General features: G+C 67.6%; 23 protein-coding genes and 1 pseudogene. 12 read left to right on the forward strand and 12 right to left on the reverse strand.

Annotation, left to right across the window (positions count from 1 at the left end; translation table 11 throughout):
- Nucleotides 1–200 precede the first annotated feature (200 nt).
- Nucleotides 201–473 (forward strand): hypothetical protein, encoded by a 273-nt coding sequence (locus tag CSW59_RS12640; RefSeq protein ID WP_099444353.1) that lies wholly within the window; start codon nucleotides 201–203, stop codon nucleotides 471–473.
- 193 nt (nucleotides 474–666) lie between these two features.
- Here CSW59_RS12640 and CSW59_RS12645 read toward each other — a convergent pair whose 3' ends face one another.
- From CSW59_RS12645 to ftsY, 3 genes are all read right to left on the reverse strand, one after another.
- Nucleotides 667–1,221 carry a MarR family winged helix-turn-helix transcriptional regulator gene (locus CSW59_RS12645; protein ID WP_099444354.1) on the reverse strand — a complete coding sequence of 185 codons (555 nt, stop codon included), beginning with the start codon at nucleotides 1,219–1,221 and terminating at the stop codon, nucleotides 667–669.
- A 96-nt stretch (nucleotides 1,222–1,317) separates the two neighbouring features.
- On the reverse strand, nucleotides 1,318–1,929 hold the full coding sequence (locus CSW59_RS12650) for an inner membrane-spanning protein YciB (protein WP_099444355.1): 612 nt from the start codon (nucleotides 1,927–1,929) through the stop codon (nucleotides 1,318–1,320).
- Between the two features lie 3 nt (nucleotides 1,930–1,932).
- Nucleotides 1,933–2,874, reverse strand: a complete 942-nt coding sequence (gene ftsY, locus CSW59_RS12655) for a signal recognition particle-docking protein FtsY (protein ID WP_099444356.1) — start codon at nucleotides 2,872–2,874, stop codon at nucleotides 1,933–1,935.
- A 90-nt stretch (nucleotides 2,875–2,964) separates the two neighbouring features.
- On the opposite strand from ftsY, the gene CSW59_RS12660 reads away from it, so the two are divergent.
- Complete coding sequence (locus tag CSW59_RS12660) at nucleotides 2,965–3,624, forward strand: trimeric intracellular cation channel family protein (protein ID WP_099444357.1); 660 nt, start codon at nucleotides 2,965–2,967, stop codon at nucleotides 3,622–3,624.
- Between the two features lie 109 nt (nucleotides 3,625–3,733).
- On the opposite strand, the gene CSW59_RS12665 is transcribed toward CSW59_RS12660, so the two are convergent.
- The 3 genes and pseudogenes from CSW59_RS12665 to dapF all read right to left on the reverse strand — a co-directional run bounded on the left by CSW59_RS12665 (nucleotide 3,734) and on the right by dapF (nucleotide 6,348).
- Nucleotides 3,734–4,165, reverse strand: a complete 432-nt coding sequence (locus tag CSW59_RS12665; protein ID WP_099444358.1) for a GFA family protein — start codon at nucleotides 4,163–4,165, stop codon at nucleotides 3,734–3,736.
- Nucleotides 4,162–5,490 carry a tRNA (N(6)-L-threonylcarbamoyladenosine(37)-C(2))-methylthiotransferase MtaB gene (gene mtaB / locus CSW59_RS12670; RefSeq protein WP_099444359.1) on the reverse strand — a complete coding sequence of 443 codons (1,329 nt, stop codon included), beginning with the start codon at nucleotides 5,488–5,490 and terminating at the stop codon, nucleotides 4,162–4,164. Before mtaB ends, CSW59_RS12665 begins: the two co-directional genes overlap by 4 nt.
- A 4-nt stretch (nucleotides 5,491–5,494) precedes the next feature.
- A pseudogene (dapF, locus tag CSW59_RS12675) lies at nucleotides 5,495–6,348 on the reverse strand (diaminopimelate epimerase).
- 14 nt (nucleotides 6,349–6,362) lie between these two features.
- Here dapF and CSW59_RS12680 point away from each other — a divergent pair.
- The gene (locus tag CSW59_RS12680) at nucleotides 6,363–8,642 is read left to right on the forward strand and encodes a prolyl oligopeptidase family protein (protein ID WP_201722789.1); all 2,280 of its coding nucleotides are present in this window, start codon (nucleotides 6,363–6,365) and stop codon (nucleotides 8,640–8,642) included.
- Entirely contained in the window at nucleotides 8,643–10,784 is a 2,142-nt protein-coding gene (locus tag CSW59_RS12685) for a prolyl oligopeptidase family protein (protein ID WP_099444360.1), read from the forward strand.
- Between the two features lie 136 nt (nucleotides 10,785–10,920).
- On the opposite strand, the gene CSW59_RS12690 is transcribed toward CSW59_RS12685, so the two are convergent.
- Both CSW59_RS12690 and CSW59_RS12695 read right to left on the reverse strand, forming a co-directional pair.
- Complete coding sequence (locus tag CSW59_RS12690; protein WP_099444361.1) at nucleotides 10,921–11,205, reverse strand: DUF2218 domain-containing protein; 285 nt, start codon at nucleotides 11,203–11,205, stop codon at nucleotides 10,921–10,923.
- 13 nt (nucleotides 11,206–11,218) lie between these two features.
- Nucleotides 11,219–11,797, reverse strand: a complete 579-nt coding sequence (locus CSW59_RS12695) for a PadR family transcriptional regulator (RefSeq protein WP_201722790.1) — start codon at nucleotides 11,795–11,797, stop codon at nucleotides 11,219–11,221.
- A gap of 287 nt (nucleotides 11,798–12,084) precedes the next feature.
- On the opposite strand from CSW59_RS12695, the gene CSW59_RS12700 reads away from it, so the two are divergent.
- Genes CSW59_RS12700 through CSW59_RS12720 form a run of 5 tightly spaced genes read left to right on the forward strand, consistent with a single transcriptional unit; the run spans nucleotide 12,085 to nucleotide 15,680 of the window.
- Nucleotides 12,085–12,906, forward strand: coding sequence for a VacJ family lipoprotein (locus CSW59_RS12700; RefSeq protein ID WP_099444363.1), 822 nt, complete (start codon nucleotides 12,085–12,087; stop codon nucleotides 12,904–12,906).
- Between the two features lie 13 nt (nucleotides 12,907–12,919).
- The gene (locus CSW59_RS12705) at nucleotides 12,920–13,558 is read left to right on the forward strand and encodes a phospholipid-binding protein MlaC (RefSeq protein ID WP_099444364.1); all 639 of its coding nucleotides are present in this window, start codon (nucleotides 12,920–12,922) and stop codon (nucleotides 13,556–13,558) included.
- Between the two features lie 31 nt (nucleotides 13,559–13,589).
- Complete coding sequence (gene mlaD / locus CSW59_RS12710) at nucleotides 13,590–14,105, forward strand: outer membrane lipid asymmetry maintenance protein MlaD (RefSeq protein WP_099444365.1); 516 nt, start codon at nucleotides 13,590–13,592, stop codon at nucleotides 14,103–14,105.
- A gap of 1 nt (nucleotide 14,106) precedes the next feature.
- Nucleotides 14,107–14,916 (forward strand): ABC transporter permease, encoded by an 810-nt coding sequence (locus CSW59_RS12715; RefSeq protein ID WP_099444366.1) that lies wholly within the window; start codon nucleotides 14,107–14,109, stop codon nucleotides 14,914–14,916.
- Complete coding sequence (locus CSW59_RS12720; RefSeq protein WP_099444367.1) at nucleotides 14,913–15,680, forward strand: ABC transporter ATP-binding protein; 768 nt, start codon at nucleotides 14,913–14,915, stop codon at nucleotides 15,678–15,680. The genes CSW59_RS12715 and CSW59_RS12720 overlap by 4 nt, the downstream gene beginning before the upstream one ends.
- A 14-nt stretch (nucleotides 15,681–15,694) precedes the next feature.
- Here the strand turns inward: CSW59_RS12720 and CSW59_RS12725 are convergent, their stop codons facing one another.
- A complete protein-coding gene (locus CSW59_RS12725; RefSeq protein WP_099444368.1) occupies nucleotides 15,695–16,609 on the reverse strand; it encodes a hydrogen peroxide-inducible genes activator in 915 nt (304 codons plus the stop codon).
- 224 nt (nucleotides 16,610–16,833) lie between these two features.
- On the opposite strand from CSW59_RS12725, the gene CSW59_RS12730 reads away from it, so the two are divergent.
- Both CSW59_RS12730 and creS read left to right on the forward strand, forming a co-directional pair.
- Entirely contained in the window at nucleotides 16,834–17,385 is a 552-nt protein-coding gene (locus CSW59_RS12730) for a carboxymuconolactone decarboxylase family protein (protein ID WP_099444369.1), read from the forward strand.
- A gap of 152 nt (nucleotides 17,386–17,537) precedes the next feature.
- Nucleotides 17,538–18,908 (forward strand): crescentin, encoded by a 1,371-nt coding sequence (gene creS, locus CSW59_RS12735; RefSeq protein WP_201722791.1) that lies wholly within the window; start codon nucleotides 17,538–17,540, stop codon nucleotides 18,906–18,908.
- 42 nt (nucleotides 18,909–18,950) lie between these two features.
- Here the strand turns inward: creS and CSW59_RS12740 are convergent, their stop codons facing one another.
- The 3 genes from CSW59_RS12740 to CSW59_RS12750 form a co-directional block, all read right to left on the reverse strand.
- The gene (locus CSW59_RS12740) at nucleotides 18,951–19,475 is read right to left on the reverse strand and encodes an SRPBCC domain-containing protein (RefSeq protein WP_099444370.1); all 525 of its coding nucleotides are present in this window, start codon (nucleotides 19,473–19,475) and stop codon (nucleotides 18,951–18,953) included.
- 73 nt (nucleotides 19,476–19,548) lie between these two features.
- Nucleotides 19,549–20,541 (reverse strand): TraB/GumN family protein, encoded by a 993-nt coding sequence (locus CSW59_RS12745; RefSeq protein ID WP_099444371.1) that lies wholly within the window; start codon nucleotides 20,539–20,541, stop codon nucleotides 19,549–19,551.
- Between the two features lie 156 nt (nucleotides 20,542–20,697).
- Nucleotides 20,698–22,836, reverse strand: a complete 2,139-nt coding sequence (locus CSW59_RS12750) for a M3 family metallopeptidase (protein ID WP_099444372.1) — start codon at nucleotides 22,834–22,836, stop codon at nucleotides 20,698–20,700.
- Between the two features lie 123 nt (nucleotides 22,837–22,959).
- On the opposite strand from CSW59_RS12750, the gene murI reads away from it, so the two are divergent.
- Nucleotides 22,960–23,808: a glutamate racemase gene (murI, locus tag CSW59_RS12755; protein WP_099444373.1), complete on the forward strand. Its 849-nt coding sequence runs from the start codon at nucleotides 22,960–22,962 to the stop codon at nucleotides 23,806–23,808.
- Nucleotides 23,809–23,887 lie beyond the last annotated feature (79 nt).

A 23,887-nucleotide genomic window follows, 5' to 3' on the forward strand; every position in this document is an offset into this window, starting at 1 on the left:
TGTCATCCCGGCCAAGCGCCAAGCGCGCCGAGCCGGGACCGCCGGAAACACCGCGCCTCCTGGGGTCCCGGCGCTTCGCTGCGCTGCGGCCGGGATGGCAGCTTTAACAGTAGGTGCGCTCACACGTCGCGGCCAAAGCCTGTTAACTTTGCGTTGACCATACTCGCGCAGATTTCGTTAACCATGCTAGACATCGAGTCATGAGCAACGTCCGTCCCGCCGGCTGGCCCGTCGTTCCGTCGCAAACCCCGTCGGTCCCCGCCAAGACCGGCGCCTCGACACGCGCGGCCTTCTTCCAGGCGGCCCTGACCGACGCCACACCGACACGCCCAGCGGTCGCGCCCTCGACGGTGCAGCTGCAGACCCAGGCTCAGACCCAGCAGCGCGTCGCGCCGCAAAAGCCGTTCGTGCAGCCCGACGCCCAGCCGCAGAAGATCCTGCGGCCCGGGTCGCTGCTGAATATCCTAGTCTAGGGCGCCCAGCTCCCAACCTCACCGATAGCCTTCCTAGGCCTTGTGCCTAGGACCCATGGTTCAGCCTGCATTGCGACAGGAGCCGCGCGCCGAGATCGCCGGCGCAGCTTCCCATGGTCGGAGCCAAGCCAAACCATGGGTCCTCGCCACAGGGGCGAGGAAGGCGATGAAGAGAACCGTGGGAGAAGGGCTCTCAGGCCGCTTTCTTCGCGGCCTTGTCCTTTTTCACCTTCTTGTCCTTCTTCGGCTTGTCGGCTTTCTCGGCCTTGGCCTTCTTGGACTTGGGCGCTGGCTCTTCCGGATGCAGCTCCGACCCGGCGACGTCGGCCAGCAGGTCGAGGAAGCCTTCGCGCTTGCTGGGCTTGAGCAAGGCCAGGATCCGGGCGTCTGCCATGGCCACCATCGGGCGGACGGCTTCCAGGGCCTCGCGGCCGGCGGCGGTCAGGCGCACGCTGTTGGCGCGGGCGTCCTCGCTCGAGCGCTGACGCTCAAGGTGGCCCTTGGTGATCATGCGGGCGACCATGTCGGCCAGGGTCGAGCGGTCAATGCCGGTGGCCCGGACCAGGGCCGTCTGGGTGACGCCCTCGTTCTCGGCCACGGCGGCCAGGACGGCGAACTGGCGCTGGGTCACGCCCGCCTGCCCGCACTCCTCGGCGTAGATGTCGAGGGCTAGCTGCAGGACCCGGTGCAGGAGATGGCTGGGCGAACGCTCCAGCAGACCCGCCTTGTCGCCCTTGCTCTTGACCATCTCGCGCCCCCATCTCGCACGGCCTTCTCGACCGACGGACGAACGCTAGCACCATTACGCGTCGATTTGACGACAACGGTCCGTGGACGGTTGAAACTAGAACCCGGCGTCAGGGGGCTGGGCGGCCGCGGGCTCGTCGCCCTTGGCCATGTGCTTCATCATGAAGGGGATCTGGGTCGCGACGAACACCAGGGCCAGGGGCAGAAGACCCAGGCGGAACTTCACCCAGGTGTCGGTGTCCTGGGTGTTGCGGACGATCTCGTTCAGCACCGCGACCAGGGCGAAATAGCCGCCGTAGCGCAGGGTCAGGGTGCGCCAGGCGGCGTCGGGCAAGTGCAGGGCCTCGCCCATCAACAGCTTCAGCGGCTGCCGGCCCATCAGCGTGCCGCCCAGCAGGAAGGCGGCCAGGGACAGGTTGATCACCGTGAGCTTGATCTTCACGAAGACGTCGGAGTGGAAAACCAGGCCCAGGGCCCCGAACACTAGGGCCATGCCCCCGAAGAACAGCGGCAGCAAGGCCAGGCGCCGCTCGACCGCGTAGCCGATCGCCAGGGCGGCGGCCGAGGCGGCGACCAGAACCCAGGTCGCCTTCTGGAAGTCCTTGGTGACGAAATAGGCCACGCCGAACGCGATGGCCGCGCCATAGTCGACGACCGTCCGAACCCAGCCGGCGGTCTTCTTAGGGCCCTCAGGCGCCGCTTCGTTCACGGATCAGTCCTTCAGGCCGACGAGAGAGCGCGAAAAGGCGCGGGCGTTGAACGGTTGCAGGTCCTCGACCCCCTCGCCCACCCCAATCAGCTTGATCGGGCTGTCGGAGGCGCGAGCCACCGGCACCAGCACCCCGCCGCGCGCGGTGCCGTCCAGCTTGGTCATGACAATTCCCGACACCCCGACCTGGTTGCCGAAGATCTTCTCCTGGGCCAGGGCGTTGCGGCCCACGGTGGCGTCCAGGACCAGCAGGGTCTCGTGCGGATAGTCCGGATCGACCTTCTTCACGACACGGATGACCTTCAGGAGCTCGTCCATCAGGCCCTGCTTGTTCTGCAGGCGGCCGGCGGTGTCGATCAGCACGACGTCGTAGTGCTCGGCCTTGGCGCGCTCGACGGCCTCGTAGGCGAGGCCTGCGGCATCCGAGCCGGTGGGCTTGGACATGAAGTCGGCCCCGGCCCGATCAGCCCAGACCTTCAGTTGCTCGACAGCGGCGGCGCGGAAGGTGTCGCCGGCGGCGATCAGCACCCGCGCGCCCTTCTCGGTCAGGTCGGCGGCGATCTTGCCCAGCGTCGTGGTCTTGCCCGAGCCGTTGACGCCGATGAACAGCACCACATAGGGGCGCGGGCCGTGCAGCGGATCGAACTCGCCCTGGCGGTCGGCCAGCTCGGCGGCGATCAGCTCAGCCAGAGCTTCCTTGACCTCGTCGTCGGTCGACGACTTGCCAAAGCGCGCCTTGCCGAAGGCGTCGGTAATGCGGGCGGCGATCTCGGGACCGAGATCGGCCTCGATCAGCATCTCTTCCAGGGCGTCCAGCTGTTCCTGGTCCAGGGGCTTCTTGGTGAAGACCCCGGTGACCTGTTCGGTCATCGCCTGGGACGACCGGGTCAGGCCGGACGTCAGGCGTTGGAACCAGCCTTTTTTCTGCTCGGGCTTGTCGCTCATCGCGCCCCTTTAGCCGACCCGGCGAAAGTGTAAATCGGATTTAACCGAGGACGGTTAGCGCGAGCCGTTCAGCCGTGCGATGGAAAGGGCATGGACGTGCAACTTGACCCTTTGGGAACAGCGCTTTTCTGGCTCGACTACGCTGCAGCGGCGGTTTTTGGGGCAACCGGCGCCCTCGCGGCGGCCCGGCGCAAGCACGACATCATCACCTTCGGATTTTTCGCGGCGATCACCGGCGTGGGCGGCGGGACGCTGCGCGACCTCTTGATCGGCGCGCCGGTGTTCTGGGTGCAGCGGCCGGGCTACATCGTCGCGTGTCTGGCCGCCGCCACCGTCGTCTGGCTTCTGGGCAAGCGCGGCTGGCGGTTCCGGGCGCTGCTGTGGCTGGACGCGCTGGGCATGGCCGCCTACGCCGTGGTCGGCACGGCCAAGGCGCTGAGCCTGGGCGTGCACCCGTTCAGCGCCGTCGTCATGGGCGTGCTCACCACCGCCTTCGGCGGCGTGATCCGCGACGTGCTGGCCGAGGAGCCCAACCTGCTGCTGCGGCGCGAAATCTACATCACCGCCGCCCTGCTGGGCGCCAGCGTGTTCGCGGTGCTGAAGCTGGCAGGCGTTCCGTTCTGGCCGGCGGGGATCGCGGGATTCGTGGCGGCCTTCGGCCTGCGGGCCTGCGCGATCAAGTTCGGCTGGAGCCTGCCGGGGTTTGTTGGGGAGGACAGCGCGGACGGGCGGGACAAATCCTCCCCCTAGCGGGGGAAGTGGCGCGAAGCGCCGGTGGGGGAAGTGCTGCCGACCCTGCCTCTTCCCCTCCGTCGTCGCTGCGCGCCGACACCTCCCCCGCTAGGGGGAGGATTGGGATTTACGTATCGAAATCCGGATGCTGCCGCGACACCACCGCCCCCGTCGGCCCCATCGGCGGCCGCACCGGCATGTCCGCGAGATGCTCCATCCAAGCCGGCCGGGTCTCGACCGCCAGCTGAACCACCGGCGCCACGACCGACGGATCGTCGAAGGCAAAGACCGCCAAGTCGATCTTGTCGGCGCTCCATTCAAACGTCAGGGGCGTGCCGCAGGCGGCGCAGAAACCGCGCTTGATGGTCTCAGAGCTCTGGAAGGTCGCCCGCTGTCCCCGCGTCCAGGTCAGTTGGTCGACGGGTACCGTGACCAGCGCCCCGAACGGGCCGCCGAACGCCTTCTGGCACATGCGGCAATGGCAGATGGAGGCTCGACCCGGCTCGCCTTCCACCCGGAACCGCACCGCGCCGCACTGGCAGCCGCCCGATAAGCTCACGACGTCAGCTCCGCGATCACGCGGGCGCCGTCATGGCCCGTGACCTTGAAGGACACGATCCGGCCGGCGGGCGCCTCGCCCTCGAAACGAATCTCAGTGAAGTCCTCGGCCCGCGCCAGACCTTCGCGCTCGACCAGGCCCGAGAGTACGCGGCCAACCTGACGCTGGAGGTGGCGTTCCAGGCCCCGCTGGCCGGCCTCGCGCAGGCGGCGGGCGCGGTCCTTGATCACCGGACCCTTCACCGGCGGCATCCGCGCGGCCGGGGTGCCGGGGCGCGGGCTGTAGGGGAAGACGTGCAAGAAGGCCAGATCCGCCTCCTCGACCAGGCGCAGGGTGTTCTCGAACGCCTCGTCGCTTTCGGTCGGGAAGCCGGCGATCAGGTCGGCGCCAAAGGCGGTGTCGGGGCGCACCCGACGCACTTCGGCGACGAGCTTCAGGGCATCCTCGCGGCTGTGGCGTCGCTTCATGCGCTTGAGGATCATGTTGTCGCCGGCCTGCAGCGACAGATGCAGGTACGGCATCAGGCGCGGTTCGGTCTCAAGCAGGGCGAAAAGGTCCGGGTCGATCTCGGCCGCGTCGATCGACGACAGGCGCAGGCGCGGCAGGTCCGGGACCATGCGCAGGATGCGGCCGACCAGCTGGCCCAGGGTCGGCTGCTCGGGCAGGTCCGCGCCCCAAGACGTCACATCGACGCCAGTCAGCACGACTTCCTGGTAGCCCTCGGCGGCCAGCTTGCGGACCTGCTCAACCACCTCGGCAGCCGGCGCGGATCGCGAGTTCCCGCGGCCATAGGGGATGATGCAGAAGGTGCAGCGGTGGTCGCAGCCGTTCTGGACCTCGACATAGGCCCGGGCGCGATCCTTCAGCCCGTCGATCAGGTGACCGGCGGTCTCCTTCACGGACATGATGTCGTTGACCCGCACGCGGCCTGTTTCCAGCAGCGCGCCGGGCGCGGCCTTCTCGGCGTTGCCCAGCACGAGGTCGACCTCGGGCATAGCGGCGAAGGCGGCGGGATCGACCTGGGCGGCGCAGCCCGTGACGATGACCCTGGCGCCCGGACGCTCACGGCGGGCCTTGCGGATCGCCTGGCGGGCCTGGCGCACGGCCTCGTTCGTGACCGCGCAGGTGTTGAACACCACCGCGTCGGTCACCCCGTCGGCGGCGGCGCGGGCGCGGATGGCCTCGCTCTCGTAGGCGTTCAGGCGGCAGCCGAAGGTCACGACCTGGACGCCGTCCGGGCCGGAGGAAACGACGGCGGGACCGCCTTCCTCCCCGATCTCGGGTTTAGGCTTGGGCGTCGCCTTGATGACGGTGTAGGTCGCCATGGCTTTAAGCGGCGACCGCCTCGGGCAGCTTGCCGGCGAAGTCCATGCTGACCGGGCCGGTCATGATCACGTGGCCATCGCTCTCGCGCCACTCGATCACCAGCGACCCGCTCTCGAACTCGACCTTGGCCTTACGGTCGGTCAAGCCTCGGCGCACGGCCGCGACCTGGGCGGCGCAGGCGCCGGTGCCGCAGGCTAGGGTCAGGCCCGCGCCGCGCTCCCAAACCTTCAAGCGGATATGGTCGCGGCTCTCGATGTGCGCGAAGCCGACATTGACCCCTTCTGGGAACAGCGGGTGATGCTCGACTAGGCTGCCGGTCTTGGTGGCGAAATCGCCGGTGACCGGCGCGTCGACGAAGAAGACCACGTGCGGATTGCCCATCGAGACGCAGACCGGCGTATGGACCCACGGGGCGTCGATCGGGCCAACCTGCAGCTCGACGCGAGCGGTGTCCATCTCTTCGGCCAGCGGGATCTGGTTCCACTCAAGGCGCGGCGGGCCCATGTCGACCGTGACCTGCTTTTCGCCAGCGGCGACGCCCGACAGGCGTCCGGCCACCGTGTCGAAGGCCACCTCGGTCTTGCCGGCCGATTGCATCAAGAGCCACGCCACGCAGCGGGTGCCGTTGCCACAGGCCCCGGTCTCCTCGCCGTCCGAATTCCAGAATCGCACATAGGCCGACGCGCCCTCGGCCTTGGGCGGGTCGATGGCGATGACCTGGTCGCAGCCGATCCCGCCGTCCCGCGTTTGGCGATCGCGCGGATCTCCTCAGGGGTCGGCTCGAAGCTCTCGGTCAGGGTCTGGACCACGACGAAGTCATTGCCCAGGCCGTTCATCTTCAGGAAGGTGCGGCTCATGACGGGGCTATATAGTGGAAAAGCCCCGCCAAGTCAGGGGATGGCTCGACGCGGGGAAGAAACGCCTTGGCTTGGAGCCATCGAAGGCACGAATGAACCGAAAAGTGGGCTGGCGCGCGGCGGATTGTTCGTTACCGTCCGCGACCATGCTCACGCTCCGTCACGGCTCGGCGGCCGCATTCGCCATCGCCCTTCTCGCCTCCGGCTCGGCCCTGGCCCAGGCGGAGGACCTGCATCTGGCCCTGGAAGGGGTCGAGACGCCCTCGTCGCTGGCCTGGGTGAAGGCCCAGAACGACAAGACGCTTCCGCTGCTGTCGGCCGATCCGCGCTTTTCCGGCCTGCAGGCCGACGCCTTGAAGATCCTGGCCAGCAAGGACCGGATCGCCATGCCGAACTTCGTCGGCAAGACAGTCTTCAACTTCTGGCAGGACGCGACCCACGTGCGCGGCGTCTGGCGGCGCACGAGCCTGGAGTCCTACAAGTCCGCCAGCCCCCAGTGGGAGACGGTGATCGACCTAGACGCGCTCTCGGCAGCCGAGGGCAAGAACTGGATCTGGAAGGGCACCGACTGCCGGCCCAAGACCCATGACCGGTGCCTGATCTCGTTATCCAACGGCGGCAAGGACGCCGTCACGGTTCGCGAGTTCGACCTGACCACCAAGACCTTCGTCGATCCGGCGGCCGGCGGCTTTGTCCTGCCCGAGAGCAAGCAGACCATCGAGTGGCTGGACGCCGACACCCTGATCCTGACCCGCGACTGGGGTCCGGGCACGACGACCGAAAGCGGCTACGGCTTTGTGATCAAGACGCTGAAGCGCAGCCAGGCCTTGAGCGACGCCGTCGAGGTGTTCCGGGGCCAGAAGAGCGACGTCTCCGCCCGCCCGAATGTGCTGCGCGACGCCGCCGGTAACCGGGTCGTCCTGCTGACCCGCGCCACGGACTTCTTCCACGACGAGACCTATCTGTGGGACGGCCAGGCCGCCCAGCTTTTGCCGATCCCACGAAAGGTCGGCGTAAGCGGCCTGATCGGCGGGAAGCTGATTCTGAAGATTGAGGAGCCGTGGACCGTCAAGGTTGGGACGAGCGCCATCACCTATCCAGCCGGCGCGTTGGTCGCGGCGTCGCAAGACTTGCTGACGGGAGCCCGCGACAAGCAAATCGCGATCAGCAACGATTGCGATCCGTGCCAGCTGCTGGCTCCGGGGCCCCGCCAGTCGATCAACCAGGTGGCCGTGACCGACCACCGCGTGCTGGCCGTTGTCTATGACAATGTCCGGGGCAGCCTGGTCAGCCTGCGGCTGCGCGGCGAGTTCGGGGTCACGGCCCAGACGCTGCCGGTGATCGACAACGCCGCCGTTTCGCTGGGCTCGACTTCCGACGAAGGCGATGACGTCTTCTACACGGTGGAAGGGTTCCTGACGCCGACCGAGCTGAAGCTGGCCGACGCCACCGGGACCACCGCCGAGACGGTCAAGTCCCTGCCCGCTCAGTTCGACGCCAAGGACATGGTCGTCGAGCAGAAGTCGGCCACGTCGAAGGACGGCACGGCCGTCCCCTACTTCCTGGTCCACAAGAAGGGCTGGAAGCTCAGCGGCCAGAACCCGACCCTGCTGCACGCCTATGGCGGCTTCAACCTGTCGAAGCTGCCCGTCTACGACCCGCTGATCGGCAAGCTGTGGCTGGAGCGCGGCGGCGCCTACGCCGTGGCCAACATCCGCGGCGGCGGGGAGTTCGGCCCGGCCTGGCACGAGGCGGCGCTGAAGGCCAACCGCCAGCGCGCCTATGACGACTATTTCGCGGTCGCCGAAAAGCTGATCGCCGACAAGGCGACCTCGCCCCGGCATCTCGGCGCCTATGGCCGCTCGAACGGCGGCCTCTTGATGGGCGTGGCCATGACCCAACGTCCGGAGCTTTGGAACGCAGTGGTGGTCGAGAGCCCGCTGCTGGACATGATCCGCTACACGGTGCTGCCGGCCGGGGCCTCGTGGATCGGCGAATATGGCGACCCGGCCATCCCGGCCGAGCGGGCCTGGATCGAGACATACAGCCCCTATCAGAACCTCAAAGCCGGCGTGAAATACCCGCTGGCCTACATCACGACCTCGACCAAGGACGACCGCGTCCATCCGGGCCACGCCCGCAAGTTCGCCGCGCGCCTGGATGACCTGAAGGTCGACCATCTCTATTTCGAGAACACCGACGGCGGCCACGCCAACGGCGCCGACCCCAAGGCTAACGCCCGCCGGTGGGCCCTGCACTACACCTACCTGTCGCGCCAGCTGATGGATCACTAGATGAAGCGTCTCCTTCTCGCCCTCCTTGCCACCACGAGCCTGATGACCCTGACCCCCGCGACCGCCGCCGACAGCGCCAAGCCCGCCGAGGCTCGCACGCCGCTGTCCGAGCTGGGCAAGAACGATCCCTATCTGTGGATGGAGGAGATCGAGGGAACCCGCGCGCTCGACTGGGCCAAGGCTCAGAACACGCGCAGCCTGGGCGTGCTGCAAGGCGATCCTCGCTACGCCGACCTGGAGGCCCAGGCCCTGGCGATCCTGAACGCCAAGGATCGGGTGCCGGGCGTCTCGTTCGCCGGCGACGGAAGCTTGCGCAACTTCTGGCAGGACGCTGACCACGTGCGCGGCCTGTGGCGCAAGACGACACTGGAGAGCTACCGCACGGCCGAGCCCGTCTGGGAGACGATCCTCGACATCGACGCCCTCACCAAGGCCGAGAACGCCAACTGGGTGTTCAAGGGCGCCAGCTGCCTGCCGCCGGAGGAGACCCGGTGCCTCGTCACCCTGTCGAACGGCGGCAAGGACGCGGTGACCGTCCGCGAGTTCGACACCACGACCAAGAGCTTCGTGGACGGCGGTTTCGTCCTGCCCGAGGGCAAACAGAACTATACTTGGCTGGACAAGGACACCTTGCTGGTCGGCCGCGAGTGGACGCCGGGCGAGCTGACCGATTCCGGCTATGCCTATGTCCTGAAGACGCTGAAGCGCGGCCAGTCTCCGGACCAGGCGGTCGAGGTCTATCGCGGCCAGAAGACCGACGTGTCCGTCAGCCCGATCGTGCTGCGCGACGCCGACGGCAAGGTCGTGGCGGTGATGGCGCACCGGGGCGTGACCTTCTTCGAGAGCGAGGTCTATCTGCTGGAGGGCGCCAAGCCCGTGAAGCTGGACCTGCCGCTGAAAAGCTCGATCCAGGGCTATGTCGACGGCCAGATGGTCGTGCTGATGGAGCAGGAGTGGCCGGCCAAGGGCTTCAAGACCGGCGACCTGATCAGCTTTGACCTGGCCAAGCTGAAAGCCGCCCCGGACAAGGCGACGGCGACCCTCGTGCTGCGGCCCACCGCGCGCCAGTCGGTCGAGCAGGTCCAGACCACCCGCACCAAGCTGGTGGTCGGCATGCTGGACAACGTGAAGGGCGCGGCCAAGGTCTTCACCCATGGGCCCAAAGGCTGGACCGCCCAGGCCCTGGACCTGCCGGCCAACAGCTCGATCGGTCTGGGCTCGTCGGACGACAAGGGCGAGCGCCTGTTCGTCACCGTCACCGGCTACCTGGCGCCGACCACCTACTGGCTGGCCGACGCAGGCTCGCTGAAGCTGGAGCAGGTCAAGGCCTCGCCAGCGCGGTTCAACGCCTCCGCCCACGTCGTCGAGCAGTTCGAGGCGACCTCGTCGGACGGCGTGAAGATCCCCTACTTCGTGGTGCGGCCCAAGGGCGTGAAATACGACGGATCGGCCCCCACCCTGCTCTACGCCTACGGCGGTTTCCAGGTGCCGCTCACCCCCGGCTATTCGGGCGTGATGGGCAAGCTGTGGCTGGAGCGCGGCGGGACCTATGTGGTCGCCAACATCCGCGGCGGCGGCGAGTTCGGACCGGCCTGGCACGAGGCCGGCCTGAAGGCCAACCGCCAGAAGGTCTATGACGACTTCTTCGCCGTCTCCCAGGACCTGATCGCTCGCAAGATCACCTCACCCCGACGCCTGGGGATCATGGGCGGCAGCAACGGCGGCCTCCTGATGGGCGTGGCCTTGACCCAGCGGCCCGACCTCTACAACGCCGTCGTCGTGCAGGTGCCGCTGTTCGACATGATCCGCTACAGCCAGCTTGGCGCCGGCGCCTCGTGGGTTGGCGAATATGGCGACCCGGCTATCCCGTCCGAACGGGCGGTGATCGCCAAGTACGACCCCTATTCGAACCTGAAGGCGGGTCAGAAGTATCCTGAGGTCTTCATCGAGACCTCGACCAAGGACGACCGCGTCCATCCCGCCCATGCCCGCAAGGCGGCCGCGCGGCTGATGGAGCTGGGCTATCCGGTGCTCTATTACGAGAACATCGACGGCGGTCACGCCGGCGCGGCCAACCTGGCCGAGACGGCCCGGCGGCAGGCGCTGGAGTATGTCTATCTGACCCGCCGCCTGATGGACTGATCGTGGATCCTAACGCGCGGCGTTGTTCCGGATCGCTCTCGGATCGACGCCGCCCGCCGGCCCCGAGCATTTTCGACCGAAAATGCTCAACCCTTTCTTTTCTAGAGCCCTTTTATCCGATCTGCTCGGAAGGGCTCTAGGCGCGGGTCCAGTTGTACTTCAACTCGCCTTCGCGAAAGGCGAAGCGGTCGAGATGCTTGGCCACCACGTCCTCCATGCGGGCCAGGCCCTCCTGGTCGGCGGCCTCGACGGTGATGTCCAGGCCGTCGGCGTGGGCGACCATGCGGCAGGTCCCCAGCGGCAGCGGGAACAGGGCAGAGGTCTCGTCATAGGTGACCTCGAACTTGTGACTCCAGTGCTTGGCCAGCTGGATCATGTAGCGAGCCGCCTTGTCGGTGGCGACGCGAGCGTGACTTTCCATGTTCGCGCCTCCCTCAGATCGACTCGATGGCCGAAGCCGCGTCGTCCAGCGCCTTGGCGACGGCCGCGATCTGCTCGGCCGTCAGCTGGCCGCCATGCAGCTTAAGCCGCAGCGCCGTCTTCAGGTTCTCGCGGCCCCGCAGGATCTGCGGCGAGAAGGCCGCGCTGTCCGAAGCCGCCTGCGCCATGCGCTCGAACAGCGAGCGGACCGGCGCGTCGTTGCTTTGCAGGAACGCCTCGCCCTCGGGCGTGATGGTGTAGAGTTTCTTGCCGCCGCCGGCGTCGCTGGCGATGACATAGCCCATCTCCTCCAGCAGGGTCAGGGTCGGATAGACCACGCCGGGGCTGGGGCTATAGGCGCCGCCGGCGGCGGTCTCGATCGCCTTGATCAGCTCGTAGCCATGGCTGGGCTTGTCGGCGATCAGTTTGAGGACCACGAAGCGCAGGTCGCCGTGGTCGAAGAAGCGACCCATGCGTCCGCCACGGCCCCGGCCGGGATGACCGCCCTGGAAACCGAACGGGTGACGGCCGCGATGCGCCTCGCCCCGGCCCTCCCATTGGCCGCGCTGGTGATGATGATGTCGTCCAAACATGTGTTCTAGATCCTATTTCGTTATATCGGAATTATAGATATATCGGATCGCGAGTTCGTCAAGAGCTATTTTCGATATATCTGATTGTATCGAGAATCAGCTTGGACGCTGACAGGAGGAAGGCGCGGCCGCTCAACCCTGGGATAGCACCCTCAACTGCGACCTCTCCGCCTCAGTCTCACCGCAATCGGCGCTAAAGAAGACCGAGGTGTACGGAAATGATCGCGTCAGTCTTGATACGGAGCAGAGCGTCAATACATGGGGGCTTCAGAAGCAGGAGCATTCTCTTGAGCGACAAGGACCACAGTGCGCGCCGTAGGGCGCTCGGCCGGCGTTTCAGCGCCGCCGGGATCGCGGCGGCCGCAGGCCTGCTGGCGCTCGCGCCCGCCGTCCACGCGGAGGAGAACGCTGCCGGCTCCGTCGAGGCCAACGATCCGCTCGAGGGCTTCAATCGCGGCGCCTTCAAGCTGGGCATGGGCCTGGACAAGGTGCTGCTGGCGCCGATCGCCCATGGCTACATGGCCGTGACGCCCAAGCCCGTCCGCAACCGCGTCAGCTCGGCGGTCTATAACCTGGGCGAGCCCAACACGGTCATCAATCAGGTCCTGCAGGGCAAGCCCAAGCGCGCCATGCGGGCCACCACGCGCTTCGTCGTCAACTCGACCGTCGGCGTGCTGGGCCTGTTCGACGTGGCCGCCAAGATGAATCTGCCGCGCCGCGATTCCGACTTCGGCCAGACCTTCGGCTACTACGGGGCGGGTCCTGGGGCCTATATCTATGTGCCGCTGATGGGTCCGCTGAACGTCCGCGACGGCATAGGCCGGGCGCTGGACATGGCCACCGATCCGGTCGGCGCGGTGGCCGGCGGGATCGGCACCGACTTCGGAAAGGCGCGGCTGGGCGTGACGATCGTCGACGTCCGCGCCTCGGCTGATCCGGCCTTCCATGCGTTGAAAGACTCGTCCGACCCCTACGTCACGACGCGCTCGGCCTATGGCCAATACCGCGAAGCCTTCATCCGTCAGGCCACCGGCCAAGCCGAGGACCTGCCTGATTTCGACGCGCCGCCTCCGGACGCTTCCGCGCCGGCCGCGACGTCCACTCCATAAGCGACCTGGTAAGATGATGAACACCTCCCCCACCCGGCGCGGCGCCAACGCCGCGCTTTTGGCCTTCCTCGGCGCCGCCGCGATCGGCGCGCCCGCCATGGCCCAGCAGGCCCGCGACCCGAACGCGGAGGCCTTTGTCCAGACCAAGGCCCAACGGGTTATCTCGGTGCTCGCCAACAAGGGCATGAGCGAGGCCCAGAAGAAGCAGGTCTTCCATCAGGCGATCGACGAACTGGCCGACGTGCCGCGCGTCACCAACTTCGTGCTGGGCAAGTATGCGCGCACCATCACGCCCGACCAGCGCGCCCGCTTCGCGCCGGCCTTCCGCACCTACGCCGAGAACGTCTACCAGGACCGCATCGACGACTATAAGGGCGAGGTCCTGAAGGTGACCGGCTCGACCGTGCGCAAGCCCGGCGACGTGATCGTCAACACCACCATCTCGGGCGGCCAGATCAGCCAGCCTTTGCCGGTGTCCTGGCGGGTTCTGGGCGGCGGGCAGACCTGGAAGGTCGTCGACGTCCAGTTCAAGGGCGTGTGGCTGGCCATCACCCAGCAGCAGGACTTCGTCTCGACGATCGACAACGCCGGCGGCAACATCGACGTACTGATCAACCAACTTCAAAAGGGGCAGGGCGCCAAGGGTCGCTAAGCGGCGAGGCGTCCGAGGACGGAAGAAGACTATGGCGTTGCGCGAACAATGGGCCGAGACGGCCATGGGCTTGGTTGTTCTGGCCCTGGCAGGCAGCTTCCTGACCTATTCCCTGAGCGTGGGAGGCGTCTCGACCAAACGCGGGAACTACGAGATCAGCGCCAAGTTCGGCGAGGCCGGCTCGCTGGCCCCGGGCGCGGCCGTCAGCGTGGCGGGCGTCAAGGTCGGCACCGTCTCGCAGGTCACGCTTGAGCCGAAGACCTATCTAGCGGTCGCCAAGCTCTCCATCGACCCCAGCGTGAAGCTGCCGGCCGACTCCACGGCCAAGATCACCAGCGACGGCCTGCTGGGCGGGGCGCACATCGCCATCGCGCCGGGCGCCTCGTTGGAGGATCTCAAGCCGGGCGGCGAGATCGAGAACACGCAAGGCGCCGTCGATATCTTCGGCCTGATCGGCTCGGTGATCCGTCCGCAAGGCGGCGGATCGAGCGACACGGGGACGGGCGCGGCGACGCCGTCGGCCTCGCAACCGGCCGAGAGCTACTGACATGACCGCCGGCGAGGCGGCCCGGAAGGTCGCCGTCAATCCCATCCGATCGCTCGGGCGTTCGACCCTGGCCGCCGTCCGCACGGTTGGCGCGGTGGGCGTGTTCGCCGTGCGGGGCGCCGCTGCGGCGCTGAGCCCTCCTTGGTTTCCGGGCCAGCTGATGCGCCAGTTCATGGCGATCGGCTTCTTCTCGCTGCCGGTCGTCGGCCTGACCGCCGTCTTCACCGGCGCGGCCCTGGCGCTGAACATCTTCACCGGCGGCGGGCGTTTCAACGCCGAGCAGGTGATGCCGCAGATTGTGGCCCTTGGCATCACGCGCGAGCTGGGTCCTGTCCTCGCCGCCCTAATGCTGGCCGGCCGCGTCTCGGCCGCGATCGCCGCCGAGATCGGGGCCATGCGCGCGACCGAGCAGATCGACGCCATGCGCACCCTTTCGACCGATCCGTTCCGCTATCTGGTCGCGCCGCGCCTGCTGGCCGCCGTGCTGATGCTGCCCCTGCTGACGGCGGTGGCCGACACGATCGGCATCGCCGGCGGCTGGCTGGTCGCCACGCGGGTGCTGGAGTTCAATCCGACCATCTACATCCGCAACACGGTCAACTTCCTTGAAAGCTGGGACATCGTCTCTGGCCTGATCAAGGCGGCCGTGTTCGGCTTCATCGTGGCGCTGATGGGCTGCTACCACGGCTACAACGCCTCGGGCGGCGCGCGGGGGGTCGGGCGAGCCACGACCCATGCGGTCGTCTCCTCGGCGATCCTGATCTTCGCCTCGGACTACCTCCTGACCACCTTCTTCACCCACGCCTCATGACGCAGATCCCCAAACTGGCCTGGAAGGGCGTCACCAAGCGCTTCGGAGACCGACCCGTCCTGGACGGGCTGGACCTGTCGGTCGCGCCCGGCAAGTCGCTGGTGATCATCGGCGGCTCGGGGCAGGGCAAGTCGGTGACCATCAAGACCGCCCTTGGCCTGATGCGGCCCGAGAGCGGCCAGATCGAGCTGGACGGCCAGAACGTCGTCGGCCTGTCGGAAGGCCAGCGCCGCAAGCTGTTCTCGCGGATCGGCGTGCTGTTCCAGGGCGCGGCCCTGTTCGACAGCCTGAGCATCTGGGAAAACGTCGCCTTCCGCCTGCTCAACGCCGACGGTGTGCCGCGCAAGCAGGCGCGGGAACGGGCCATCGAGGCCCTAGAACAGGTTCGCCTGGACCCGGCCGTCGCCGACCGCTTCCCCTCCGAGCTGTCGGGCGGCATGCAGAAGCGGGCGGGCCTGGCCCGCGCCGTTGTCGCCCAGCCGGAGATCCTGTTCTTCGACGAGCCGACGACGGGTCTGGACCCCATCACTGCTGCGGCGATCAACCAGCTGATCTCGGATCAGGTGCGTCGCCTGGGCTCGACGGCGGTGTCGATCACCCACGATCTGGCCTCGGCCCAGACCATCGGCGACGAGATCGCCATGCTGCACGGCGGCAAGATCGTCTGGCGCGGCCCCGCCGCCGATCTCCAGACGACCGACAATCCTTATGTGCGCCAGTTCGTCGAAGGGCGTCCAGACGGGCCGATCGCTCACACGGTCTGACCCGGCGCGGCGCCTCAACCGGCCTCGCGCAGGGTTTCGGCCAGCAGTCGGCCCTCGACCGAGCGGCTGGAGCCCGCGCGCCAGGCCACCACGATCTCGCGGCTGGAATACTCCGTCGCCAGCGGGCGCACGGTGACGGCGGCCTTGTCGGTCAGCCCCGCCTGCACCGCCATGGCCGGCAGGAACGAGACGCCAAGGCCCGAGCCGATCATCTGCACCAGGGTCGGCAAGGAGGTGGCCGCGAAGCTCTCCTCCTCGCCTAAGCCCCCATTGCCATAACGGGAGGGCGGCTCCAGGCCACAGGCGGCCAGGGCGTGGTCGCGCAGACAGTGGCCGTCCTCCAGCAGGATCAGGTCATCGCCGCGCAGGCTGTCGGGATCGACCCGAACCGACGCCGCCATCGGATGGTTGGCGGGCGCGGCGGCCAGCAGTTCGTCGTCCTCGACATGGGCCCAGTCCAGGCCGCTCATGTCGTAGGGCAGAGCAATCAGGGCCGCGTCCAGCGCACCGGCCTTTAGCGCCCCGATCAGCCGCTGAGTCAGGTCCTCGCGCAGGAACAGCTTCAGCTTGGGGAAGCGGTCGCGCAGGACGGGCAGGGCGCGCGGCAGAAGATAAGGCGCCACCGTCGGGATCACGCCCAGCCGGAAGCGGCCCGCCAACGGCTGGCCCGCGCCCCGCGCGGCCTGCACCAGATCCTCGGCCCGAGCCAGGATGTCCTCGGCGCGGCGCACGGCCTCCTGGCCCGCGGCGGTCAGGATCACCCCGGATCGCGCGCGATCGACGACGGGCGCGCCAAGGATTTTCTCCAGCTCCTGGATGCCGGCCGACAGGGTCGGCTGGGTCACGTGGGCGTTCTCGGCCGCCCGGCTGAACGAGCCGTGCTCTGAGAGCAGCTTCAGATATTGCAGTTGGCGCAGGGTGGGCAGCATGGGTCGAATATAGGCGACATCTATCAGAAAGCAAAAAACTATTGATTGGATGCATTTCGCCGAGACGCTTATCCAAGGTCATGGTGAAAAGGCTTCGGATGTTTCCCCCATCCCCCCGAAGCGCCCCGCCTGATCCCCGGTCCGCCCTCAGCCCCCCGTCGCCGCGGCGGACCGGGACGTCGTCCCCTGACAATGCTATGCGGCCCCGTCATCTGGAGCCGCCCATGCCAATCCAAGCCTTGTGCGCCGCCCTGCCGCCTTACGCGCGGGACATCGCCAGGAACCTCTCGATCCTAGCCGAAGAGACCGTGCTTTCGGACCAGGCCAAGTGGGGCTGCTTCGTCGCCAGCGCTCATACGGTGGCCGAGCCCCTGACCCTGCGGGCGATCGACGCGACGGCCGAGGCGGCGGGCCTTTCGGAAAAGGCCTTCGAGGCGGCCAGAACCGCGTCGGCGGTCATGGCGATGAACAACACCTACTTTCGCGCCCTGCACCTGATGTCCGCCGCCGAATATCGGGCGCTTCCGTCTCGCCTGCGGATGAACCGACTGTCCGATCCGGGCGCGCCCGCAGTTGATTACGAGCTGTGGAGTCTCGCAGCGTCGGCGATCAATGGTTGCGGCGCGTGCCTCGACAGCCATGAGGCCGAACTGCGGGCGCGCGGCGTGACCCCGCTCCAGGCGCAGGCGGCGCTGCGGATCGCCGCCGTGGTTAACGCGGTCGGTCGAGTGATGGCGGCCGAATCCGCAGCCAATCCCCAAAAATGGGGCGTTTGAGTTCTATCCGCGACTCCCGGTCGCGGTTACCCCTACTCGACATTCATCTTGTCCGTGAACTAAGTTGTTAACCTCTGGGTAAGAGATTCGCGGCGTTCGGCCGTCGTTCCTTAAGGAACGCGTCGGACCCGCATGGGGCGAAGGTGGGCGAGATGAGACTGCTGTCGAAAAATTCTCGGGACAAGAACGCCAAGCCGGCCGTTCTGGGCGACGATCGCAGCGAGGCGATGCTTCACCAGATCGAGTCCACCCAGGCCATCGGTCAACGCTACGAGACCATTCACGGCGGGCTCGACAGCATCGGCCGGGTCATGGAGCACCTGAAAGCGATCGAGCCGCTGATCGCCGAGATCCGTGGCCCTGTCGGCCAGGAATTCGAGGCCCGGCGAGCCGAACACGCCGAGCTGATCGCCCTGCGCGCCAACTTCGACCACGCCCAGCGCCAGATTGCCCAGATCCAGGCCGAGGAGCGCGAAGTCAGCGCTCGCCTCGCCGCCGCCGAAACCGCCCTTGGCGAGTCCGACGCCCGCCGCCAGAGCCAGGATGTGACTCTGGAGGACAACGCCCTTGAGATCGACCGTCTGCGCAACGCCCTGCTACAGTCGGACCTGAAGGTCTCGAACCTCGACGCATCCCTGCGTGACGCCAACGCCCGCATCGAGCACCTGGTGCAGGACGTCGAGGGCCTGCGCGCCCAGGCTCAGGACATCGACACCCGTCGCGGTGACGCCGAGGCCGCCCTGGCCCGCGCCAACCAAGACAACGCCCTGCTGGGCGAGGAAGCCGCCACGCTCAAGAAGCGCGTCGATCAGGCCGGCCTGGATCTGGCCCGCCTGTCGCGCATCGAGACCGACCTCGAAGCCCAGGTCGCCGCCGAGCGCGCGCGCGTTCAGGCTCTCGAGAACGCGCTGGCCGCCCACCAGACCGACAGCGGCCGCATCGTTCGCGGCCTGGAAAGCCAGGTCGAGGCCAGCCGCGCCGAGATCTCGGCCCTGCAGACGCGCCTCGAGACCGCTACGGGCCGCGCCGACAAGCTGGAAGAGATGAACACGCAGCTCTCGGCCCGCCTGGCCGAGTCCAGCGCCCACCAGAAGGCCGTCGAGCGCCGCGCCGGCGACCTTAATGTCGCCCTGGAGCGCGCCCTGGAACGCATCCGCGCCCTGGAGGAAGAGGCCGAAAGCCTGCGTCAGCGCCACGCCGGCGTCGACACGGCTCGCGCCACCGCCATCGAGCGCGCCGACCAGATGGCCAAGAGCGCCGTCGCCCAGGAAAAGGCGATGAAGCGGGCCGAGGAGCGCGCCCAGCAACTGCGCGCCCGCCTGGACGCCATGCAGGAAGCCCAGGACCAGATCCGCCGCGAGCACGAGGACAAGGTCTCCGAGCTGCAAGCCACGATCGAGCGCCTCACCTCGGAGAACGCTCTGGCCGAAGGCGCCCTGGAAGCGGCCCGCCGCGACCGCTCGCGCCTGCAGATGGCGCTGCTCGGCGCCAGCGGCGACGCCGACCTGGCCGACGCGGGCTGAAACGAGAACCCCTTCCTTCTCCCCCCTGCGGGATAGGGGAGGCTACTTCGCCTCCGTCGCCGCTTTCAGCCCGGCGACCTGCTGGCCGATGACTCCATCGACGCCGGCGGCCCATTTGTCGAAACCGCCTTTCAGGTAGCCGCCAACGTCGTAGGTGACGGTGATCGTCGTCTTGCCGTCCTTCTCCGCGAGCAGGAAGGTCAGCGCGCCGGTCGCGCCGGAGGTCTGCAAAGGTCCCAGCGCCCCGGACAGCACGAGCTTCCGCCCCGGCGCGGCATGAACCGTGGTCATGTGCACGACGGACCCGCCGTTCGGCAGCCGTTCGCAGAAGCAGCCGCCCGACGCCGCCGCCAGCGAGAGGTTGGCGGCCGAGCGGGACCAGGTGTGCGCCGACGCCCACCATTTCGACGGTTGGACCAGCACGTCCCACACCGCCGCAGCCGGCGCGTCGATCACCACCTCGTGCTTGACCTCAAAGCCGTTCGGCTGGGCGTCGACCACCTCGGCCCGCGCCGCGCCAGCGGCGAGCAGGGCCAGCCCGGCGGCGGCGATCGTCAGCGTTCTCATATCGGGTCTCCTCCCCAGACGGCGGGCGGAGGCTGACGGCTTCGACGACGAACCGTCAAGCCGACGAGCGCGGCTACTCGACTGGCGAGGTGATCGTCGCGCCGCCCGCCTTCAGGCGGTCCAGCACGCCATTGGCGGGCAGCAGGAAACCCAAATCCACCACCGCCACGGTGACGCCCGGCCGCTTCAAGGCCTCGGTCATGGCGCCCGTCGTCAGGCCGACGCCCTTCTCCAGAAGTTCGACGCCGCCCGGGGCATGGAGCAGGCACCGCTGGGCGGCGCTGGCCCGATAGCGGGCGCGGACAGACGCAAGATCGCCCTCGGCCCAGTCGCGGCCGATCGTCGTAGAATGCGCGCCGTCATAGGCGATCTCGTCCAGCGCCACGCGCAGGCAATAGAGCTGGTCCTCGGCCGAAAGCTTCGAGGCAATCGTCGTCACCGCGCTCATCCGGTACTGGCCCACGGCCTTGACCTTCAGTTTGCGAGCCTTGGCCATGCGCTCGACCGTGCTGACCGGCTTGGCTTCGGAAAGCCCCGCCGCCTGGCGGAAATCCGACAGCAGCAGGAAGCCCGCCACGGCAGGTTTCCAGTTCTTGTACTCGCCCGCGCCCTTGCGGGCCTGGGTCCGCGCTTCCACGAACCGGGCCTTGAGGTCGGGCGGCAGCTCGTTCTCCAGCGACTTGCCCAGCGGCTGGCGCAAGCCGGCGCCGAACCGCAGGACAAAGCCGGCGACTTGGGTGACGCCGACCGAAGCTTCGGGCGGCACGAGCACGAGACTGGCCTTGTCCAACGCCTTCTCGAGGCGCGGGCTGGACCATTTCAGTTGGTGGGGCAGGGGCGGGGCCGAGCCCAGGATGTAGAGCCGAGCGCCGTCCTTCTCGACCAGCCAGACGGCGGGGCCCGGCGGCTTGGCCATGATCGTCAGCTCGGCGACCACCGCGCTCTCGTCCTGAGCCGGGGCCTGACCGAGATCGACCGTTGGCGGCGGGGCGGTCTGGGCCAGGGCCGAGGTCGACAAGAACAGGGAAAGGGCGAGGGCGGGCAGGACGGACTTGGACGCGGCCATCAAAACTCCTTCAGCCCCCATTTCATCTAACCCTTCTCCACTTGCGGGAGAAGGTGTCAGCGGAGCTGACGGATGAGGGGTTGGACGGACACGCCCCAGAAACCCCTCACCCGGCCCGTTGGGCCACCCTCTCCCGCAAGGGGAGAGGGGGTTCGATTACGCCCCCGGCGGAACCGGGAAGCCGCGCTTGCGCATCAGGGCGCCGATCTTGACGTCACGGCCACGGAAAGCGCGGAACTGCTCGACCGGATCGACCGTGTTGCCCTTGGACATGATGTCCTCGTAGAGCCGCTTGGCGACGGCCTTGTCGTAGAAGCCGCCCGGCGCTTCCTGGAACGCTTCGGCCGCGTCAGCGGTCAGGGTGTCGGCCCACAGATAGCTGTAATAGCCGGCCGAATAACCGTCGCCCGAGAAGACGTGGCCAAACTGCGGCGTACGGTGCCGCATGACGATCTCCTTGGGCATGTTCAGCTTGGTCAGCTCCTCGCGCTCGAACCTGTCGGGGTCGATGTCGGCGTCGCCGGCCAGGTGCAGCTTCATGTCGATCAACGCCGAGGCCAGGTACTCGGTCGTGCCGAAGCCCTCGCCGAACTTGCCGGCGGCCTCGATCTTGTCGACCAGGGCCTGCGGGATCGGCTTGCCGGTCTGGTAGTGCAGGGCGAACCGGTTCAGCACCTGCGGCGTGGACAGCCAATGCTCGTTCAGCTGGCTGGGGAACTCGACATAGTCGCGCGCCACGTTGGTGCCCGACACCGACGGATAGGTGGCGTTGGCGTTCAGGCCGTGGATGGCGTGGCCGAACTCGTGGAACAGGGTCGTGGCGTCGTCCCACGAGATCAGCACCGGCTCGCCGGGCTTGCCCTTGATGAAGTTGGAGTTGTTCGAGACGATCGTGGTGATTTCGCCCCCATTGGCCTTCGAGAACCGTTCCTGGGTGCGGTAGGCGTTCATCCACGCGCCCGAGCGCTTGCCGGGGCGGGCGTAGGGGTCGAAGTACCACAGGCCCACGTGCTTGCCGCCGCGCGTCACCTCATAGACGGTGATGTCCTCGTGATAGACGGGGATGCCGGAAAGCTTCTTGAATTCAAAGCCATATAGCTGACCCGAGGCCCAGAACATGCCCTCGCGCAGCTTGTCCAGCTGCAGGTAGGGCTTCACCTCATTCATATCGAGGTCGTACTTGGCCTTACGGACCTTCTCGGCGTAGTACCGGTAGTCCCAGGGCTCCAATTTGAACCCGCCGCCTTCCTTGTCGATGATCGCCTGCATGTCGGCGACGTCGATGGCGACCTGGGCGATGGCCGGCGTCCAGACCGCCTCCATCAGCGCCATGGCGTTTTCAGGGTTCTTGGCCATGGCGTTCTCAAGACGCCAGTGGGCGTGGGTCTTGTAGCCCAAGAGCTTAGCGCGCTCGGCCCGCAGCTTCAGGACCTTGGCAATGATCGCGTTGTTGTCGGTCGCGCCGCCGTTGTCGCCGCGATTGACGAAGGCGCGCCAGACCTTCTCGCGCGCCGCCCGGACCGGGGACTCGGTCAGGAACGGGTCGACGCTGGAGCGGGTGTTCACGACGATGAACTTGCCCGGCAGCTTGCGGGCCGCAGCGTTCGAGGCGGCGGCGGCCTTGAGGCCCTCAGGCAGACCGGCCAGATCGGCTTCGGAGAGCTCGATCCAGGTGTTCTCATCGGCCAGCAGGTTCTGGCTGAACTTGGTGTAGAGGCCGGCCAGCTCGGTGTTGATCGCGCCGACGCGGGTCTTGGCGGCGGGGCTCAGCTTGGCGCCGGAGCGCACGAAGTTGGTGTAGTAGATCCACAGCACCCGCTGCTGCTCGGGCGTCAGCTTGACCTTGTCCGGCGAAGTGTAGACAGCCTCGATGCGGGCGAAGAGCGCGGCGTTCTGATTGATCTTGTCGTAGTGGGCCGAGAGTTTGGGATCCATCTCCTCCTCGACCGTCTGGAACTCCGGCGTGCTCATGTTCGAGCCCCAGATGTAATAGTAGGTCTGGACGTCGTTCAGCGACCGGCCGGCGTCTTCTAGCGCGGCGATGGTGTTCTCGAAATTGGGCGCGGCCTTGCTGGCGGTGATCGCGTCGATCTCGGCCAGGTTCTTGGCCATGGCCGCCTCGAGCGCGGGCTTGAACTGCTCGACCTTGACCTTGTCGAAGGCGGGCACGCCGCTATAGGGGCCGGTCCATTTCTGGAGCAGGGGATTGGCAGCTTGAGCCATGGACACGCTGGGGCTGAGGGCGGCGGCGACCCCGGTGGCGGCCGCGGAAGCAAGGAAGGTACGACGTTGCACGGAGAGTCTCCGATGGATGTTTGGCAGGGACCGTAGGGCAAGGCCTCGCGGCCGTCACATGACAGGACTGTAACCTTTCGCCCCTGCGTGGACGCCGCCGGCCCGGAGCGCTAAACCTGCCTCATGATCGGCGTCTTCGACTCCGGCGTAGGCGGCCTCTCGGTCCACCGCGCCCTCGTGCAGCGTCTGCCCCAGGCGGACTTCACCTATCTGGCCGACCAGGCCAACGCCCCCTATGGCGTCAAGACAGGCGAGGAGATCGTCGAGCTGACCAAGGCCGGCTGCGAGCGCCTGTTCGAGCGCGGCGCCAGCCTGGTGGTCCTGGCCTGCAACACCGCTTCGGCCATCGCCCTGCGCCGCCTGCAGCAGACCTGGCTGCCCGCCTATCGCAAGGCCCTGGGCCGTCCGGTCAACATCCTGGGCATCATCGTCCCGACGATCGAGAAGGCCACGGGCCTGCCCTGGGAGCACGAGGCCGAGCGGCGCGGCGAGAAGGTCGAGCAGCTGGACATTCTCGGTGTTTTCGCCACCCAGGCCACGGTGCGCTCGCGCGTCTACGAGATCGAGATCGACAAGCGCAAACAGGACCTGGCCGTGTTCTCCGAGGCCTGCCCGGAGCTGGTCCCGCTGATCGAGGGCGACGCCTCGGCCGTTGATCTCGCCAAGGCCGTCGAAGGTCATGTCCAGGCGCTGAAGACCCGCATCGGCCGCTATCCCGACCGCGTGGTGCTGGGCTGCACCCACTACGAGATCATCGCCGATATCTTCCGCGCGGCCCTGCCGCTTGGCACGCCGCTGATCCAGCAGCCCGAGGCCACCGCCGACGCGCTGGAGCTCTACCTGGAGCGTCACCCGGAATACGATCCGGGGCAGGGGGGAAGCCGCGTCTTCCTGACGACCGGAACGCCGGGGCCGCAGAACGGCCTCGTCCAGAGCTTCTGGGGCGGCCCGGTGGCGTTCGAGGCGGCTTGAACGAAACCCTGACGAACGTCGTAAACGCCTCTTAACCCTCTTCGGCCAAAACATGTTGGTTCGACCCATTCTGGCGGGT

This window comes from Caulobacter sp. BP25 (assembly GCF_002737755.1).
GTDB lineage: Bacteria > Pseudomonadota > Alphaproteobacteria > Caulobacterales > Caulobacteraceae > Caulobacter.

What these genes read in the sequence shown, in the direction of transcription:
- mtaB (WP_099444359.1), bottom strand. Translation starts at nt 5,490, where the DNA reads ATGGCGACCTACACCGTCATCAAGGCGACGCCCAAGCCTAAACCCGAG.
- CSW59_RS12705 (WP_099444364.1), top strand. Translation starts at nt 12,920, where the DNA reads ATGATGAACACCTCCCCCACCCGGCGCGGCGCCAACGCCGCGCTTTTG.
- CSW59_RS12740 (WP_099444370.1), bottom strand. Translation starts at nt 19,475, where the DNA reads ATGAGAACGCTGACGATCGCCGCCGCCGGGCTGGCCCTGCTCGCCGCT.
- CSW59_RS12695 (WP_201722790.1), bottom strand. Translation starts at nt 11,797, where the DNA reads ATGTTTGGACGACATCATCATCACCAGCGCGGCCAATGGGAGGGCCGG.
- CSW59_RS12745 (WP_099444371.1), bottom strand. Translation starts at nt 20,541, where the DNA reads ATGGCCGCGTCCAAGTCCGTCCTGCCCGCCCTCGCCCTTTCCCTGTTC.
- CSW59_RS12645 (WP_099444354.1), bottom strand. Translation starts at nt 1,221, where the DNA reads ATGGTCAAGAGCAAGGGCGACAAGGCGGGTCTGCTGGAGCGTTCGCCC.
- CSW59_RS12720 (WP_099444367.1), top strand. Translation starts at nt 14,913, where the DNA reads ATGACGCAGATCCCCAAACTGGCCTGGAAGGGCGTCACCAAGCGCTTC.
- CSW59_RS12690 (WP_099444361.1), bottom strand. Translation starts at nt 11,205, where the DNA reads ATGGAAAGTCACGCTCGCGTCGCCACCGACAAGGCGGCTCGCTACATG.
- CSW59_RS12640 (WP_099444353.1), top strand. Translation starts at nt 201, where the DNA reads ATGAGCAACGTCCGTCCCGCCGGCTGGCCCGTCGTTCCGTCGCAAACC.
- murI (WP_099444373.1), top strand. Translation starts at nt 22,960, where the DNA reads ATGATCGGCGTCTTCGACTCCGGCGTAGGCGGCCTCTCGGTCCACCGC.
- CSW59_RS12660 (WP_099444357.1), top strand. Translation starts at nt 2,965, where the DNA reads ATGGACGTGCAACTTGACCCTTTGGGAACAGCGCTTTTCTGGCTCGAC.
- CSW59_RS12725 (WP_099444368.1), bottom strand. Translation starts at nt 16,609, where the DNA reads ATGCTGCCCACCCTGCGCCAACTGCAATATCTGAAGCTGCTCTCAGAG.
- CSW59_RS12685 (WP_099444360.1), top strand. Translation starts at nt 8,643, where the DNA reads ATGAAGCGTCTCCTTCTCGCCCTCCTTGCCACCACGAGCCTGATGACC.
- mlaD (WP_099444365.1), top strand. Translation starts at nt 13,590, where the DNA reads ATGGCGTTGCGCGAACAATGGGCCGAGACGGCCATGGGCTTGGTTGTT.
- creS (WP_201722791.1), top strand. Translation starts at nt 17,538, where the DNA reads ATGAGACTGCTGTCGAAAAATTCTCGGGACAAGAACGCCAAGCCGGCC.
- ftsY (WP_099444356.1), bottom strand. Translation starts at nt 2,874, where the DNA reads ATGAGCGACAAGCCCGAGCAGAAAAAAGGCTGGTTCCAACGCCTGACG.
- CSW59_RS12730 (WP_099444369.1), top strand. Translation starts at nt 16,834, where the DNA reads ATGCCAATCCAAGCCTTGTGCGCCGCCCTGCCGCCTTACGCGCGGGAC.
- CSW59_RS12715 (WP_099444366.1), top strand. Translation starts at nt 14,107, where the DNA reads ATGACCGCCGGCGAGGCGGCCCGGAAGGTCGCCGTCAATCCCATCCGA.